This window comes from Exiguobacterium sp. s22 (genome assembly GCF_018617455.1).
Taxonomy (GTDB): Bacteria; Bacillota; Bacilli; order Exiguobacteriales; family Exiguobacteriaceae; genus Exiguobacterium.
This window is the reverse complement of record NZ_JACSKD010000012.1, coordinates 25,749-40,875: the sequence shown is the minus strand read 5'-3', so window position 1 is coordinate 40,875 and position 15,127 is coordinate 25,749. Positions and strand designations below refer to the sequence as shown.

General features: G+C 47.9%; 15 protein-coding genes and 1 other annotated feature. All 15 genes read left to right on the top strand.

What is annotated here, in order from left to right:
- Positions 1–107 precede the first annotated feature (107 nt).
- The 15 genes from rlmB (at position 108) to rpsG (ending at position 15,108) form a co-directional block, all read left to right on the top strand.
- Positions 108–857 carry a 23S rRNA (guanosine(2251)-2'-O)-methyltransferase RlmB gene (gene rlmB, locus KNO94_RS14515; RefSeq protein WP_214743087.1) on the top strand — a complete coding sequence of 250 codons (750 nt, stop codon included), beginning with the start codon at positions 108–110 and terminating at the stop codon, positions 855–857.
- A complete protein-coding gene (locus tag KNO94_RS14510) occupies positions 854–1,393 on the top strand; it encodes a YacP-like NYN domain-containing protein (RefSeq protein ID WP_214743072.1) in 540 nt (179 codons plus the stop codon). Before rlmB ends, KNO94_RS14510 begins: the two co-directional genes overlap by 4 nt.
- A gap of 209 nt (positions 1,394–1,602) precedes the next feature.
- Complete coding sequence (sigH, locus tag KNO94_RS14505) at positions 1,603–2,244, top strand: RNA polymerase sporulation sigma factor SigH (protein WP_031421852.1); 642 nt, start codon at positions 1,603–1,605, stop codon at positions 2,242–2,244.
- 128 nt (positions 2,245–2,372) lie between these two features.
- Positions 2,373–2,519, top strand: coding sequence for a 50S ribosomal protein L33 (gene rpmG / locus KNO94_RS14500; RefSeq protein WP_214743073.1), 147 nt, complete (start codon positions 2,373–2,375; stop codon positions 2,517–2,519).
- A 34-nt stretch (positions 2,520–2,553) separates the two neighbouring features.
- Complete coding sequence (gene secE, locus KNO94_RS14495) at positions 2,554–2,724, top strand: preprotein translocase subunit SecE (RefSeq protein WP_214743074.1); 171 nt, start codon at positions 2,554–2,556, stop codon at positions 2,722–2,724.
- A gap of 16 nt (positions 2,725–2,740) precedes the next feature.
- Positions 2,741–3,292, top strand: a complete 552-nt coding sequence (gene nusG, locus KNO94_RS14490) for a transcription termination/antitermination protein NusG (RefSeq protein WP_012727691.1) — start codon at positions 2,741–2,743, stop codon at positions 3,290–3,292.
- A 147-nt stretch (positions 3,293–3,439) separates the two neighbouring features.
- A complete protein-coding gene (gene rplK / locus KNO94_RS14485; RefSeq protein WP_012727690.1) occupies positions 3,440–3,865 on the top strand; it encodes a 50S ribosomal protein L11 in 426 nt (141 codons plus the stop codon).
- A gap of 94 nt (positions 3,866–3,959) precedes the next feature.
- Entirely contained in the window at positions 3,960–4,646 is a 687-nt protein-coding gene (gene rplA, locus KNO94_RS14480; RefSeq protein WP_214743075.1) for a 50S ribosomal protein L1, read from the top strand.
- Positions 4,647–4,705: 59 nt separating this feature from the next.
- Positions 4,706–4,859, top strand: a sequence feature (ribosomal protein L10 leader region).
- Positions 4,860–4,903: 44 nt separating this feature from the next.
- Positions 4,904–5,410: a 50S ribosomal protein L10 gene (gene rplJ, locus KNO94_RS14475; protein ID WP_214743076.1), complete on the top strand. Its 507-nt coding sequence runs from the start codon at positions 4,904–4,906 to the stop codon at positions 5,408–5,410.
- 60 nt (positions 5,411–5,470) lie between these two features.
- Entirely contained in the window at positions 5,471–5,839 is a 369-nt protein-coding gene (gene rplL / locus KNO94_RS14470; protein WP_012727687.1) for a 50S ribosomal protein L7/L12, read from the top strand.
- A 79-nt stretch (positions 5,840–5,918) separates the two neighbouring features.
- A complete protein-coding gene (locus tag KNO94_RS14465) occupies positions 5,919–6,515 on the top strand; it encodes a class I SAM-dependent methyltransferase (protein WP_214743077.1) in 597 nt (198 codons plus the stop codon).
- Positions 6,516–6,708: 193 nt separating this feature from the next.
- Complete coding sequence (gene rpoB, locus KNO94_RS14460; RefSeq protein WP_214743088.1) at positions 6,709–10,257, top strand: DNA-directed RNA polymerase subunit beta; 3,549 nt, start codon at positions 6,709–6,711, stop codon at positions 10,255–10,257.
- Positions 10,258–10,279: 22 nt separating this feature from the next.
- Positions 10,280–13,879 carry a DNA-directed RNA polymerase subunit beta' gene (gene rpoC / locus KNO94_RS14455; RefSeq protein WP_012727684.1) on the top strand — a complete coding sequence of 1,200 codons (3,600 nt, stop codon included), beginning with the start codon at positions 10,280–10,282 and terminating at the stop codon, positions 13,877–13,879.
- Between the two features lie 290 nt (positions 13,880–14,169).
- Entirely contained in the window at positions 14,170–14,592 is a 423-nt protein-coding gene (gene rpsL / locus KNO94_RS14450; RefSeq protein ID WP_012727683.1) for a 30S ribosomal protein S12, read from the top strand.
- Positions 14,593–14,640: 48 nt separating this feature from the next.
- The gene (gene rpsG, locus KNO94_RS14445; RefSeq protein ID WP_012727682.1) at positions 14,641–15,108 is read left to right on the top strand and encodes a 30S ribosomal protein S7; all 468 of its coding nucleotides are present in this window, start codon (positions 14,641–14,643) and stop codon (positions 15,106–15,108) included.
- Positions 15,109–15,127 lie beyond the last annotated feature (19 nt).

Below are 15,127 nucleotides of genomic sequence, written 5' to 3'. Positions count from 1 at the left end.
GAAAACGGGGAGCGGAAAAACGAACGTTTGACCGCCCGCGTGGAGAACGACCAGAGCGCCCGCGTCGCCAAAAGGCGGAACGTCCGGATTATAAAGAAGTCGATGTAATGGAAGAGGGAATCGATTTCCTCTATGGTCGAAACCCTGTGCTCGAGGCACTCCGTAGTGGTCGGGATATGAATAAAGTATTTATCATGGAAGGTCAACAAAAAGGGCCGCTCGCGCAGATCATCGCAATGGCGAATGAAGCATCTGTTCAAGTATCGTTCGTACCGAAAACAAAGCTTGAGAAGATGGCTGGAAGTGAACATCATCAAGGTGTCGTGGCGGCAGTAGCCGCATACGAATACAAAACCATTGAAGACATGTTTGCCCTCGCGGCTTCAAAAGAAGAAACACCGCTCTTTATTTTGCTAGATGAGCTCGAAGACCCGCACAACCTCGGCTCGATCTTACGTACTGCCGATGCCGTCGGTGCACACGGAATCATCATTCCGAAGCGTCGCTCGGTCGGTTTGACTCAAACGGTCGCCAAAGCGTCGACCGGTGCGATTGAACATATTCCGGTGGCGCGCGTGACAAACTTGACGCGAACCCTCGAAGAATTGAAAGAAAAAGGACTTTGGATTGTCGGTACGGATGCGAAAGAGAGTCAGGACTACCGGCGATTGGATGGGAATATGCCACTTGTTGTGGTCATTGGAAGTGAGGGGAAAGGCATGAGTCGACTCGTGCGCGAATCATGCGACTTCCTCGTTCATTTGCCGATGGTCGGTCATGTCACGTCACTCAATGCATCAGTTGCAGCGGCACTCCTTCTGTATGAGGTGCATCGCTCACGTCATCCATTGGCATGAGTATCTTAAAGCGCGAGCTCCTTCTTGTTGACGGATATAATATCATTGGTGCGTGGCCCCACCTGAGAAGTTTACGGGACGTGGACTTTGAACAAGCGCGCAATCTGTTGATTGAGGCGATGGCAGAATATCAGGCTGTGTCCGGCAAAGAGGTCACGATCGTGTTTGACGCCCATATGCGATATGGTCGTGAATCGAAAGAGAAACGAAGTCGCGTCGATGTCGTCTATACGAAAGAAAATGAGACGGCAGACGAATGGATTGAGCGACGGGCCCACGAATTAGTGGATAACCGGTTGGTCACGTTGTTCGTAGCGACAAACGATTTTACCGAACAGTGGGTCATTTTTGGACAAGGTGCATTACGTGTACCGGCAACAGAACTGTTGAAAGATTGGAAGCATGCGAAAACACTGATTGAGCAACAGCGTATATCGCTAGAAAAGGAACAATCGAATCGAAAGACAATCGATTTTCCACCGCATATCCAAGCGAAGTTCGAGGAAATGCGGCGGCGCAAATCAAAAGGTGACTGAAATCACGGGCGAGTTCATGAATTGGACTCGTCTTTGTTTCGATTTTGACATTTTTTTGCAAAGGAATGTTGTATACTATTACATATATAAGTTACACAGAATTGAATTGACGGAATTTTTAGAAATTTGTTTGACGCATAGGAGTAGGGAGTCCTATAATGGGACACAACCTTACATAGTTCAGGATCAATCGCCGGGGGGTAACGAGCATGAACGGATGGCCGTACGAACAGTTTGAAAAAATGTCAGACGAAGAGTTGGTCTTATTGGCGCGCAACGAAGGGGATAGCGACGCGCTCGAGTTTTTGATTGAACGATACCGGTATTTTGTACGTGCGAAGGCACGCTCTTACTTTTTGATCGGCGCAGATCATGAGGATATCGTGCAGGAAGGGATGATCGGGCTCTATAAAGGAGTTCGCGACTATAAAGACGAACGACTTGCTTCATTCAAAAGTTTTGCCGAGATGTGCATTACGCGTCAGATGATTACAGCAATTAAGACGGCGACGCGTCAAAAACATATTCCGCTCAATTCATATGTATCACTCGACAAACCAATTTTTGATGAAGAGTCGGATCGGACGTTACTCGATGTCATCTTACCGCCGCATCCGACAGATCCACAGGAACTGATCGTGACCCAGGAAGAGCAGACATTCATGGAAGCGAAGATGGATGAGATTTTAAGTGACCTCGAGCGGAAAGTATTGCGTCTTTATTTAGATGGCCGTTCGTATCAAGAAATTTCCGACGACCTCGATCGTCACGTCAAATCAATCGATAATGCCTTGCAACGTGTGAAGAAGAAATTCGAACGTCACGTTGATGTCCGTATGCTCACGAGCTAACCGATTATTGACCGCGTGCCTCCTATGTGATACTTTAAAAGCAGCGCCTTGTCCGTAGACGCCATTTACAGGAGGCGTTTTTTTTTCGCTCTTTTTTAAGAGGGAGTAGTCGAAAGGGGCGCTTATGAATGGCAAAGAAAGTAAGTCTCGCTTGCTCAGAATGCGGGTCTAGAGAATACTCGACGACAAAAAAAGACGGCATGTCGACACGGCTTGAAATGAAAAAGTTTTGTCGACGCTGTAACGCGCATACGATGCATCGAGAATCAAAGTAACGTAGATTGGCATTCAATGTAGGAGGAAGCTACCATGAACTTTTTGCGCGACGTATGGAAAGAGTTAAAGAAAACGAGTTGGCCAACTCGTAAAGAACTCACGAAATATACCATTACTGTCATCGCGACTGTTGTCGTGATTGGCCTGTTCGTGTTCGGCGTAGATAGTGGAGTCAGCTATCTCGTCAATTTATTGATTAACTAAGGAAGAGGTGAAAGCCGTGGAGAAACAATGGTTTGTTGTCCAGACGTACTCAGGTTTTGAGAATAACGTCAAAGAAAACCTAGAACGTCGAATCGGTTCGATGAACATGGAAGATAAAATTTTCCGCGTCCTCGTCCCGACTGAAACGACGCAAGAAGAAGTCACACTAAAGAGTGGCGAGAAGAAAATCAAAGAACGTGAAGTCAAAAGTTTCCCGGGCTATGTGTTCGTAGAGATGGTCATGACTGACGATTCATGGTATGTTGTCCGCAACACACCAAACGTCACCGGCTTCCTCGGTTCAACAGGTGGTGGGGCAAAACCGATCCCACTCCAACCGGACGAAGTGACAAACGTCTTGTCACAAATGGGGCTCATCGAGAAGAAAGATCGTTACAACTATGAACTTGGTGACCTTGTCCGCGTGAAAGAAGGCGCATTTGAGAACTTTGAAGGAACAATCGACGAGATTGAAGCCGACAAAGAGAAGCTCAAAGTCGTGGTCGACATGTTCGGTCGTGAAACAAAAATTGAGCTTGATTTCGAACAAGTTCAGAAAATTAACTAAACCCACTTGCTAATCCGTAAAACGGATGGTAAAATCGAAAATGTTTGATGTTGTGCTTTATTTCGGTACAAACTCGACCTAATAGATTGAGTGGGAGGGCGCACAACGTCCAAGAAACCACATTTTAGACTTAAGGAGGTGTGTCTCGTGGCGAAAAAAGTTTCTAAACTCGTTAAACTTCAAATCCCAGCTGGTAAAGCAAACCCAGCTCCACCAGTAGGTCCAGCACTTGGTCAAGCAGGTGTTAACATCATGGGATTCTGTAAAGAGTTCAACGCTCGTACACAAGACCAAGCCGGATTGATTATTCCTGTAGTCATCACGGTATACGAAGATCGTTCGTTTACATTCATTACGAAAACTCCACCAGCTGCAGTTCTCTTGAAGAAAGCTGCTGGTATCGAGAGTGGTTCTGGTGAACCAAACCGTAAGAAAGTAGCAACGGTTAAGCGTGACAAAGTTCGCGAAATCGCTGAACTTAAAATGCCTGACCTTAACGCATCATCTGTAGAAACAGCGATGCTTATGGTTGAAGGTACTGCACGCAGTATGGGTATTGTAATCGAAGACTAATTGTTAGTCTCTGGGGTTGTCGGTGAATACTGCTCACCTTCAATCCCTTCATTATGTGGGAGGAAATTCCGCTAACCACAAGGAGGAAAAGATCATGGGTAAAAAACACCAAGAAGCAGCTAAGCTTGTTGACCGCACGATGTCATACGACCTCGCTGAAGCTGTCGAGCTCGTTCAAAAAACAGCTACTGCTAAATTCGATGAAACAATCGAAGTTGCTGTCCGTCTCGGCGTAGATCCGAAGAAAGCAGACCAACAAATCCGTGGTGCCGTTGTACTTCCACACGGTACTGGTAAAACACAAAAAGTTCTCGTCTTCGCTAAAGGTGAGAAAGTGAAAGAAGCGGAAGCTGCTGGAGCAGACTACGTTGGCGACGCTGAGTACATCAACAAAATCCAACAAGGATGGTTCGACTTCGATGTAATCGTTGCGACACCTGACATGATGGGTGAAGTTGGTAAACTTGGTCGTGTTCTCGGACCTAAAGGCCTCATGCCTAACCCGAAAACAGGAACAGTTACTTTCGACGTAGAAAAAGCAATCGCGGATATCAAAGCTGGTAAAGTTGAATACCGTGTTGATAAAGCTGGTAACATCCACGTTCCAGTTGGTAAGAAATCATTTGAAGCATCTAAACTCTCTGAGAACATCGAGACAATTCTCGAAACACTCATGAAAGTGAAGCCTGCTACTGCAAAAGGAACTTACCTTAAAAACATCTCGCTTTCATCTACAATGGGTCCTGGGATCCGTGTAGCGACTGCAGATTTCCTTAAGTAATCTTGTTGAAATAAATTGTTGACAACGTGTGACACCGCTGATAAAGTAATACACGTTCAACCGAATATGTTGGATTACCGTAGACAGAAGGTGGACATCGGTCCGTAAACCCTTCCGAGGTGTCTTTGCTCGAACTTGAGCCTGTTGTCACAGGTTTACTTTCAAACAATTACGCCCTCGTATGTCTTCATACGAGGGATTTCTTTTGGAGAGCAGCCTCTCGTCCGGTATAAGAATTGACTAGGAGGTGCAAACACATGGCAAACGAAAAAATCGTAGCTCAGAAATCGGCACTCGTCGATGAAATCGCTGAGAAAATGCAAGCGAGCGTTGGAACAGTCGTTGTTGACTACCGCGGACTTACAGTTGAAGAAGTGACTACACTCCGTAAATCACTCCGTGACGCTGGAATCGAGTTCAAAGTTTACAAGAACGGTCTTCTTCGCCGCGCAGCTACTCAGTCGAACTTCGAAGGTCTTGACGAAGTCTTCACTGGTCCTACAGCAATCGCCTTCTCAAACGAAGACGTGATCGCTCCAGCGAAGATCTTGAACGACTTCTCGAAAGAGCACAAAGCGCTCGAACTCAAAGGCGGAATCATCGAAGGTAAAGTTTCTTCACTCGAAGAAATCAAAGCCCTTGCAGAACTTCCATCACGCGATGGTCTTCTCTCGATGCTTCTCAGCGTACTTCAAGCTCCAATCCGTGGGCTCGCAGTCGCAACAAATGCAATCGCAGAACAAAAAGAAGAGCAATCAGCTTAATTTTTGTCGCGTAGCGTAACTCAAAAAACTTTTTTACAACATCAAAGGAGGAAAACCATAATGGCTTTCAACAAAGAGCAATTCATCGAAGACCTCAAATCAATGACGGTTCTCGAACTTAACGAACTCGTAAAAACAATCGAAGAAGAATTCGGCGTATCAGCAGCAGCTCCAGTAGCAGTTGCAGGTGCTGGCGCAGGCGCAGCAGCTGAAGAGAAAACTGAATTCGACGTAATCCTCACAAACGCTGGCGCTGGTAAAATCAACGTCATCAAAGCTGTTCGTGAAATCACAGGTCTCGGCCTTAAAGAAGCAAAAGCACTCGTTGACGGAACTCCAGCTCCAGTCAAAGAAGGCGTTTCTAAAGAAGACGCTGACGCAATCAAAGCTAAGCTTGAAGAAGCTGGCGCATCTGTTGAAGTTAAGTAATTCAACTTCACAACCTATAGAAGCTCGCCATGGCGAGCTTCTTTTATTTCCTTGAAGAATGGGTTAGGAGGTTCAACGCATGGGAGATCATTACTATACGAACGATCCACGTTCGGAAAGTGCCCCAGAGACATGGACGTACGAGTTGCGAGGGAAACAGTATCATTTCACTTCGGACCGCGGTGTGTTCTCGAAAGGATCGGTCGATTTTGGGTCACGTCTTTTAATTGAAACGTTTGAGATGCCTGATGTGTCGGGACGTATTTTAGATGTAGGCTGCGGCTATGGTCCGATGGGGATCTCGCTTGCCGATGCCTCTGGGCGTGAGGCCTTGCTCATCGATGTGAATGAGCGTGCGCTGGCGCTCTCTGAGCAAAACGCCGCCCGTAATGGAGTGACGGTCGAAACACGGCTTTCTCACGCGTATGACGCGGTGGGGGGAGAACGGTTTGCCGCCATTGTCACCAATCCGCCGATTCGTGCGGGGAAACAAGTCGTCCATACGATCTTGCGTGAAGCACATACGCACCTCGTCGATGGAGGAGCAATTTATGTCGTCATTCAAAAGAAACAAGGAGCACCTTCTGCTAAAAAGCTATTAGAAGAGGTGTTTGGTCAAGTCGAAACGATGGCGAAGGAGAAAGGTTACTTTATTTTCCGAGCAATTCGGTCTTGACAAACGGTGAAGTCTTGTTGACTCGCTATAACGTATATGCTAACATTATAAAATGCCATTGGAATGGAATTCGCTTGAAACTGCCGTGTCTGCCGCTTTTTAGAGACGGAAAACGAGCGACATTCAATGACAATGTTCGATTATTACGCCCGAAAAATTCGCTAAAGAATTGGGGGTCTGAGAGGTGAATCAGTTGACTGGTCAACTTGTTCAGTACGGTCGTCACCGTCAGAGAAGAAGCTATGCCCGTATCAGTGAGGTTCTAGAGCTTCCGAATTTGATTGAAATTCAAACTGCTTCTTACGAGTGGTTCTTGCGTGAAGGATTGAAAGAGATGTTTACGGACATTTCACCGATTTCCGATTTCACAGGAAACCTCGTATTGGAGTTCATCGATTACTCGCTCAGCGAGCCGAAGTATTCAATCGATGAATCGAAGGAGCGCGACGTTACTTATTCTGCGCCACTTCGCGTAAAAGTGCGTCTCCAAAACAAAGAGACAGGTGAGCTCAAAGAACAAGAAGTATTCATGGGGGATTTCCCGCTCATGACAGAATCGGGAACATTTATCATTAATGGTGCAGAACGCGTCATCGTTTCCCAACTTGTTCGTTCACCGAGCGTGTACTATAACGCTAAACTCGATAAAAACGGTAAACGTGGATTTGGCGCAACCGTCATCCCGAACCGTGGTGCTTGGCTCGAACTCGAGACAGATGCCAAAGATATCGTTTATGTTCGTATCGACCGTACCCGTAAAATTCCGGTAACGGTGTTGTTGCGTGCCCTCGGATTCGGTACGGACCAAGAAATTATCGACCTTCTCGGAGATGACGAATACCTTCGTAACACCCTTGAAAAAGATAATACAGAGTCTACAGAAAAAGCGTTGATTGAGATTTACGAGCGTCTACGTCCTGGTGAACCACCAACAGTAGAAAACGCGAAATCACTTCTCGTGTCACGTTTCTTCGACCCGAAACGTTATGACTTAGCAAACGTCGGTCGCTATAAGATGAACAAAAAACTTCATCTTAAGAACCGTTTGTTCGGTCAAAAATTAGCGGAAACGCTCGTGGACCCAGAAACAGGCGAAGTACTCGCTGAAGCTGGAACCGTCCTCGATCGTCGCAACCTCGATCGTATTCTCCCGCATTTGGAGAACGGACTCGGTTATGTCGACGCGGAACCAACTGGTGGTGTCGCTGAAGGTGAACCGTTCGGTCTTCAATCAATCAAAGTCGTCTCACCGGATGACCCAGATGGAGAGCGTATCTTGAACATCATCGGAAATGGCAATATCGACCGTAGCGTAAAACATATTACGCCAGCCGATATTATCGCTTCAATCAACTACTTCTTCAACTTACTTCACGAAGTCGGAACAACAGATGACATCGACCACTTAGGAAACCGTCGTCTTCGTTCAGTCGGAGAACTTCTCCAAAACCAATTCCGGATCGGGCTTTCCCGTATGGAACGTGTCGTAAAAGAACGTATGTCGATTCAAGATCAAAATGCGATCACACCACAGGCGCTCATCAACATCCGCCCGGTTATCGCATCACTTAAAGAGTTCTTCGGTAGCTCGCAATTGTCACAGTTCATGGACCAAACGAACCCGCTCGCAGAGCTTACGCACAAGCGTCGTCTCTCTGCACTTGGACCGGGTGGTTTGACACGTGAACGTGCTGGTTTCGAGGTTCGAGACGTTCACTATTCGCACTACGGTCGGATGTGTCCAATCGAAACACCAGAGGGACCGAACATCGGACTCATCAACTCACTCTCGTCTTATGCGAAAGTGAACGAGTACGGTTTCATCGAAGCACCATATCGTCGTGTTGACCCAGAAACAGGTCTCGTTACTGGCGATATCCAATATATGACGGCTGATGAGGAAGACCTCTATGTCGTCGCACAGGCGAACATGCCGCTCACAGAAGAAGGCCACTTTGCGAACGAACAAGTTCTTTGTCGTTTCCGCGGACAAAACTTGTCAGTTGAGCCAAGCCGAGTCGATTACATGGACGTTTCGCCGAAACAGGTTGTTTCTGCCGCGACTGCATGTATCCCGTTCCTTGAGAACGATGACTCGAACCGTGCCCTCATGGGAGCGAACATGCAACGTCAAGCAGTACCACTTCTTCAACCAGATTCACCGATTGTCGGTACTGGAATGGAGTATGTATCTGCGAAAGACTCTGGGGCAGCCATCGTTGCGAAATACCCAGGTGTCGTCGAACGCGTCACAGCGCGTGAAATCTTGATCCGTCGCACGTCTGACGTGAACGGTTCTGAGGTTTCGGGTGACTTGGACCGTTACAAACTTCAAAAATATGTCCGTTCGAACCAAGGGACATGTTATAACCAAAAACCAATCATCGCAGCTGGTGACCGTGTTGAAAAAGGAGAAATCCTTGCAGACGGTCCGTCGATGGATATGGGTGAGCTCGCGCTCGGCCGTAACGTCGTCGTTGCCTTCATGACTTGGGATGGTTACAACTATGAGGATGCGATCATCATGAGTGAGCGTCTCGTGAAAGATGACGTGTACACATCGATTCATATCGAAGAGTACGAGTCGGAGTCACGTGACACGAAACTCGGACCAGAGGAAATCACACGTGATATTCCAAACGTCGGAGATGACGCGCTTCGTAACTTGGACGATCGTGGAATTATCCGCATCGGAGCTGAAGTCAAGGATGGCGATATCCTCGTCGGTAAAGTAACGCCTAAGGGAGTTACGGAATTGACGGCGGAAGAGCGTCTCTTGCACGCAATCTTCGGTGAGAAGGCACGTGAAGTACGTGATACGTCACTTCGTGTACCAAACGGTGGAGATGGAATTATCTTGGATGTCAAAGTGTTCGACCGTGAGAACGGTGACGAATTGTCTCCAGGCGTCAACCAAATGGTACGTGTCTATATCGTTCAAAAACGTAAGATTCACGAAGGGGATAAGATGGCGGGACGTCACGGTAACAAAGGTGTTATCTCGCGGATCCTCCCTGAAGAAGATATGCCATACATGCCAGACGGTACACCGGTTGACATCATGCTCAACCCGCTTGGGGTACCATCTCGTATGAACATCGGTCAGGTACTTGAACTCCACCTTGGTATGGCGGCGAAGAAGCTCGGCATCAAAGTGGCGACACCTGTATTCGATGGAGCGCGTGAGGAAGACGTATGGGCAACGATTGAAGAGGCTGGCATGGATAAAGATGCGAAAACGCGTCTCTACGATGGTCGTACGGGTGAACCGTTCGATAACCGCGTCTCTGTCGGTGTCATGTATATGATCAAACTCGCGCACATGGTTGATGACAAACTTCACGCTCGTTCGACAGGACCATACTCACTCGTCACGCAACAACCGCTCGGTGGTAAAGCACAGTTCGGTGGTCAGCGCTTCGGGGAGATGGAAGTTTGGGCTCTTGAAGCGTACGGTGCAGCCTACACGCTCCAAGAAATCTTGACAATCAAGTCGGATGACACGGTCGGTCGTGTGAAAGCATATGAGGCCATCGTGAAAGGCGAGAGCGTTCCGAAAGCGGGCGTTCCTGAATCATTCCGCGTCTTGATCAAAGAGCTTCAAGCGCTCGGTATGGAAGTCAAGATGATGTCAGCGGATGATGAAGAAGTCGAAATGAAAGATGAAGATGACGACAACATCCCGAACGCAACATCGGCGTTAGAACAAGTCGTTCAACCGACTGTTACGGAAGAGGAATAAGGCGAAAAGGGAGGTCGGCCCCTTGGTAGATGTTAATCGATTTGAATATATGAAAATCGGCTTGGCTTCATCAGAGAAGATCCGTTCGTGGTCTTACGGTGAAGTCAAAAAGCCGGAAACGATCAACTATCGTACACTTAAACCAGAGAAGGACGGATTATTCTGTGAACGAATCTTCGGTCCTACGAAAGACTGGGAATGTTACTGTGGGAAATACAAACGAATCCGTTATAAAGGAGTTATTTGTGACCGCTGTGGCGTTGAAGTGACGAAAGCGAAAGTGCGTCGCGAACGAATGGGCCATATCGAGCTCGCGGCACCAGTTTCGCACATCTGGTACTTCAAAGGGATTCCAAGCCGCATGGGGCTTGTTCTCGACATGTCACCACGTGCACTTGAAGAAGTCATTTACTTCGCATCTTACGTGGTTACAGAGCCAGGTGACACACCGCTTGAGAAGAAACAACTTCTCTCGGAAAAAGAATTCCGTCTCTACCGTGAAAAATACGGTAGCGACTTCAAAGCAGACATGGGTGCTGAAGCCATCCGTACACTTCTTCAAGACGTGAATCTTGAAAAAGAAGTAGGCGAGCTTCGTGAAGAGTTGAAAACAGTCCAAGGTCAACGTCGTACACGTGCGATCAAGCGCTTGGAAGTTCTCGATGCGTTCTTCACTTCAGGAAACAATCCGGACTGGATGATCCTTGAAGTACTTCCTGTCATCCCACCAGAGCTTCGTCCGATGGTACAGCTCGATGGTGGACGCTTTGCGACATCTGACTTGAACGATTTGTATCGTCGAGTCATCAACCGTAACAACCGTCTCAAACGTTTGCTCGACCTCGGCGCGCCGAACATCATCGTGCAAAACGAGAAGCGTATGCTTCAAGAAGCGGTTGACGCCCTCATCGACAACGGTCGTCGTGGTCGTCCGGTAACAGGTCCTGGTAACCGTCCGCTTAAATCACTTTCACATATGTTGAAAGGGAAGCAAGGTCGTTTCCGTCAAAACCTTCTTGGTAAACGGGTCGACTATTCAGGACGTTCGGTTATCGTCGTAGGTCCGAACTTGAAGATGTACCAGTGTGGTCTTCCAAAAGAGATGGCACTTGAACTCTTCAAACCGTTCGTGATGAAAGAGCTTGTCGGTCGCGGCATCGCTTCAAACATCAAGAACGCCAAACGCAAAATCGAGAAGATGCAACCTGAAATCTGGGGCGTCCTTGAAGAAGTCATTCGTGAGCATCCGGTCCTCTTGAACCGTGCCCCGACGCTTCACCGCCTTGGTATTCAAGCATTCGAACCGATTCTTGTTGAAGGTCGTGCGATTCGCCTTCACCCACTCGTATGTACGGCATACAACGCCGACTTCGATGGTGACCAAATGGCCGTCCACGTTCCGCTCTCTGCTGAAGCACAAGCGGAAGCACGTCTTCTCATGCTCGCTGCACAGAACATCTTGAACCCGAAAGACGGAAAACCAGTTGTTACACCATCGCAGGATATGGTCCTCGGTAACTACTACATCTCACTCGAACGTGAAGATGCCGTCGGTCAAGGGAAAGTGTTCTCGAACGTCAACGAAGCGTTGATTGCTTACCAAAACGGTTATGTCCACTTGCACTCGCGTGTGGCACTTCCGGCACGTACGCTCAACAACCCGACGTTCACAGACGAACAGAACGAGAAATTGCTCATTACGACTGTTGGTAAGATGATCTTCAACGAAATCTTGCCAAACACGTTCCCATACTTGAACGAGCCGACGATGGAAAACTTACAGGAAGCAACGCCTGATAAGTACTTCATCGACAAAGGGGCGAACGTTGCGGAAGAAATCGCATCACGTCCAATCATCGACCCGTTCAAAAAAGGGTTCCTTGGAAAAGTCATCGCGGAAGTGTTCCAGAAGTTTGAAACGACGGAAACAAGCCGCATGCTTGACCGGATGAAAGATCTTGGCTTCAAGCACTCGACAAAAGCGGGTGTGACGGTTGGGATTGCCGATATCATCGTACTTCCGGATAAACAGGAAATTCTTGACGAAGCACAAAAACAAGTCGACCAAATCATGAAGTCGTTCCGTCGTGGTCTCATCACTGAAGATGAGCGTTACGAGCGCGTTGTCCGTGCTTGGAACGAAGCGAAGGATGAAATTCAATCACGATTGATGAAATCCCTCAACCGCTTGAACCCGATCTTCATGATGTCTGACTCAGGTGCCCGTGGTAACGCATCGAACTTTACGCAGCTTGCGGGTATGCGTGGTTTGATGGCCGCTCCATCTGGTCGCATCATCGAACTTCCAATCAAATCGTCATTCCGTGAAGGTCTGACGGTTCAAGAGTACTTCATCTCGACTCACGGGGCTCGTAAAGGTCTTGCCGATACAGCCTTGAAGACAGCCGATTCAGGTTACTTGACGCGTCGTCTCGTTGACGTAGCGCAAGATGTCATCATCCGTGAAGAAGATTGTGGAACAGACCGCGGAATCCGTGTTTCTGCACTCCGCGAAGGTACGGAAGAAATCGAAAGCTTGTACGACCGTCTCGTCGGACGTACATCGTTCGAAACGGTCACACACCCTGAAACGGGCGAAGTGTTGATCGATAAGAACGAATTGATCACAGAAGACATCGCGCGCATCATTGTAGATGCGGGTGTTGAAAAAGTTGAAATCCGTACAGCCTTTACATGTAACACGTCACACGGCGTATGTAAGAAGTGTTACGGACGCAACTTGGCGACTGGATCTAACGTTGAAGTCGGGGAAGCCGTCGGTATCATTGCCGCACAATCAATCGGTGAGCCAGGAACGCAGCTTACAATGCGTACCTTCCACACAGGTGGGGTTGCCGGAGACGATATCACACAAGGTCTTCCACGTATCCAAGAGGTATTCGAAGCCCGTAACCCGAAAGGTCAAGCGGTCATCTCGGAAATCTCTGGTACGGTCATCGACTTCACGGAATCGCGTGACAAGCGTGAACTCACGGTCGAAGGATTCAGTGAGACTCGTTCATACACGATTCCATTCGGAGCGCGTCTCCGCGTTCAAATCGGCGACACAGTAGAAGCCGGTGAAGTCTTCACGGAAGGTTCGATCGATCCGAAAGAATTGCTCGCCGTCCGTGGTGTGTCTGGTGTTCAGAACTATCTTCTCCAAGAAGTTCAAAAAGTATACCGGATGCAAGGGGTAGAAATCGGTGATAAGCACGTTGAGGTCATGGTTCGCCAAATGCTTCGTCGTGTCAAAGTTATCGAATCAGGTGACACACCACTTCTCCCTGGATCACTCGTCGACATCAGCGTCTTCAAAGAAGCGTGTAAAGATGCGATTCGTGATGGAAAACACCCAGCGACTGCGAAACCGGTCCTTCTCGGGATCACGAAAGCCTCTCTTGAGACAGATTCGTTCCTCTCAGCGGCTTCGTTCCAAGAAACGACTCGCGTCTTGACAGATGCAGCAATCAAAGGGAAACGCGACTATCTCCTCGGACTCAAAGAGAACGTCATCATCGGTAAGCTCGTTCCAGCTGGTACTGGAATGGCCGTCTACCGTGATGTTGAACTTAAAGAAGATGAGGCGCCAGTTGCGCTCGAAGATACAACAGTCGAGTAAAATACGTCTTGACAGCGCAGGTTGGCGGTGCTACTATGATTTAGTGCCGCCAATCGGTTGTTGTCGATGACAACGATGTCCAGCAGTCGGCAAGCTACTTGGACGTCCATCCGAACTTTCTCCGGGAAGGTTTGGCTGCTACAATTGCCACTTTCAAGGTATAACTCACGTTTTTGCGAGGTCATGGAATGCCTATGCCTCGTAAAAGCGTTTCGTTATGACCTTAAATGAACCACCCGGGTCGGTGGGACTAGAAAATAGCAACATTCAGGAAGGGAGGATCTTCAAAGATGCCTACTATTAACCAGTTAGTCCGTAAAGGACGTAAATCGAAAGTCGTGAAATCTGACTCTCCAGCACTTAACAAAGGTTACAACAGTTTCATCAAGTCACAAACAAACGTGAGCTCACCACAAAAACGTGGTGTTTGTACACGTGTTGGTACAATGACTCCGAAGAAACCGAACTCGGCGCTTCGTAAGTATGCTCGTGTTCGTTTGACTAACCAAATCGAAGTGACTGCGTACATCCCAGGTATTGGCCACAACCTTCAAGAGCACAGCGTTGTTCTTATCCGTGGAGGACGTGTAAAAGACTTACCAGGGGTACGTTACCACATCGTTCGTGGTGCGCTTGACACTGCAGGTGTTGATGGACGTATGCAAGGCCGTTCTAAATACGGTACGAAACGTCCGAAAGCTGCGAAGAAGTAATTCTCGCAAACTAAACTACAATTGAAATTTTGAAAGGAGGGTACTCGGATGCGTAAAAACCGTGCAGAACGTCGTGACGTTATCGCAGATCCGATCTACAACTCGAAATTGGTAACTCGCCTCATTAACCGTGTCATGTTAGACGGTAAAAAAGGTACAGCTCAAACTATCATTTACAACGCATTTGGCATCATCGCTGAACGCTCAGGCAAAGAGCCTATGGAAGTGTTCGAAGAAGCAATGAACAACATCATGCCTGTACTTGAAGTTAAAGCACGCCGTGTAGGTGGAGCTAACTACCAAGTTCCTGTTGAAGTTCGTCCAGAGCGCCGTACAACACTTGGTCTTCGTTACCTCGTGAACTACGCTCGTCTCCGCAACGAAAAAACGATGGAGCAACGTATCGCGAACGAAATCATGGATGCAGCCAACAACACTGGTGCATCTGTTAAGAAACGCGAAGACATGCATAAGATGGCAGAAGCAAACAAAGCATTTGCTCACTATCGTTGGTAATTTAATCGTAAAGCCCACT

Bases quoted from the DNA above. Each gene is read 5' to 3' on its own strand.
- rpsL (WP_012727683.1), top strand. From the start codon at position 14,170: ATGCCTACTATTAACCAGTTAGTCCGTAAAGGACGTAAATCGAAAGTC.
- rplJ (WP_214743076.1), top strand. From the start codon at position 4,904: ATGGCAAACGAAAAAATCGTAGCTCAGAAATCGGCACTCGTCGATGAA.
- secE (WP_214743074.1), top strand. From the start codon at position 2,554: ATGAACTTTTTGCGCGACGTATGGAAAGAGTTAAAGAAAACGAGTTGG.
- rplL (WP_012727687.1), top strand. From the start codon at position 5,471: ATGGCTTTCAACAAAGAGCAATTCATCGAAGACCTCAAATCAATGACG.
- KNO94_RS14465 (WP_214743077.1), top strand. From the start codon at position 5,919: ATGGGAGATCATTACTATACGAACGATCCACGTTCGGAAAGTGCCCCA.
- KNO94_RS14510 (WP_214743072.1), top strand. From the start codon at position 854: ATGAGTATCTTAAAGCGCGAGCTCCTTCTTGTTGACGGATATAATATC.
- sigH (WP_031421852.1), top strand. From the start codon at position 1,603: ATGAACGGATGGCCGTACGAACAGTTTGAAAAAATGTCAGACGAAGAG.
- rlmB (WP_214743087.1), top strand. From the start codon at position 108: ATGGAAGAGGGAATCGATTTCCTCTATGGTCGAAACCCTGTGCTCGAG.
- rpmG (WP_214743073.1), top strand. From the start codon at position 2,373: ATGGCAAAGAAAGTAAGTCTCGCTTGCTCAGAATGCGGGTCTAGAGAA.
- rpsG (WP_012727682.1), top strand. From the start codon at position 14,641: ATGCGTAAAAACCGTGCAGAACGTCGTGACGTTATCGCAGATCCGATC.
- rplA (WP_214743075.1), top strand. From the start codon at position 3,960: ATGGGTAAAAAACACCAAGAAGCAGCTAAGCTTGTTGACCGCACGATG.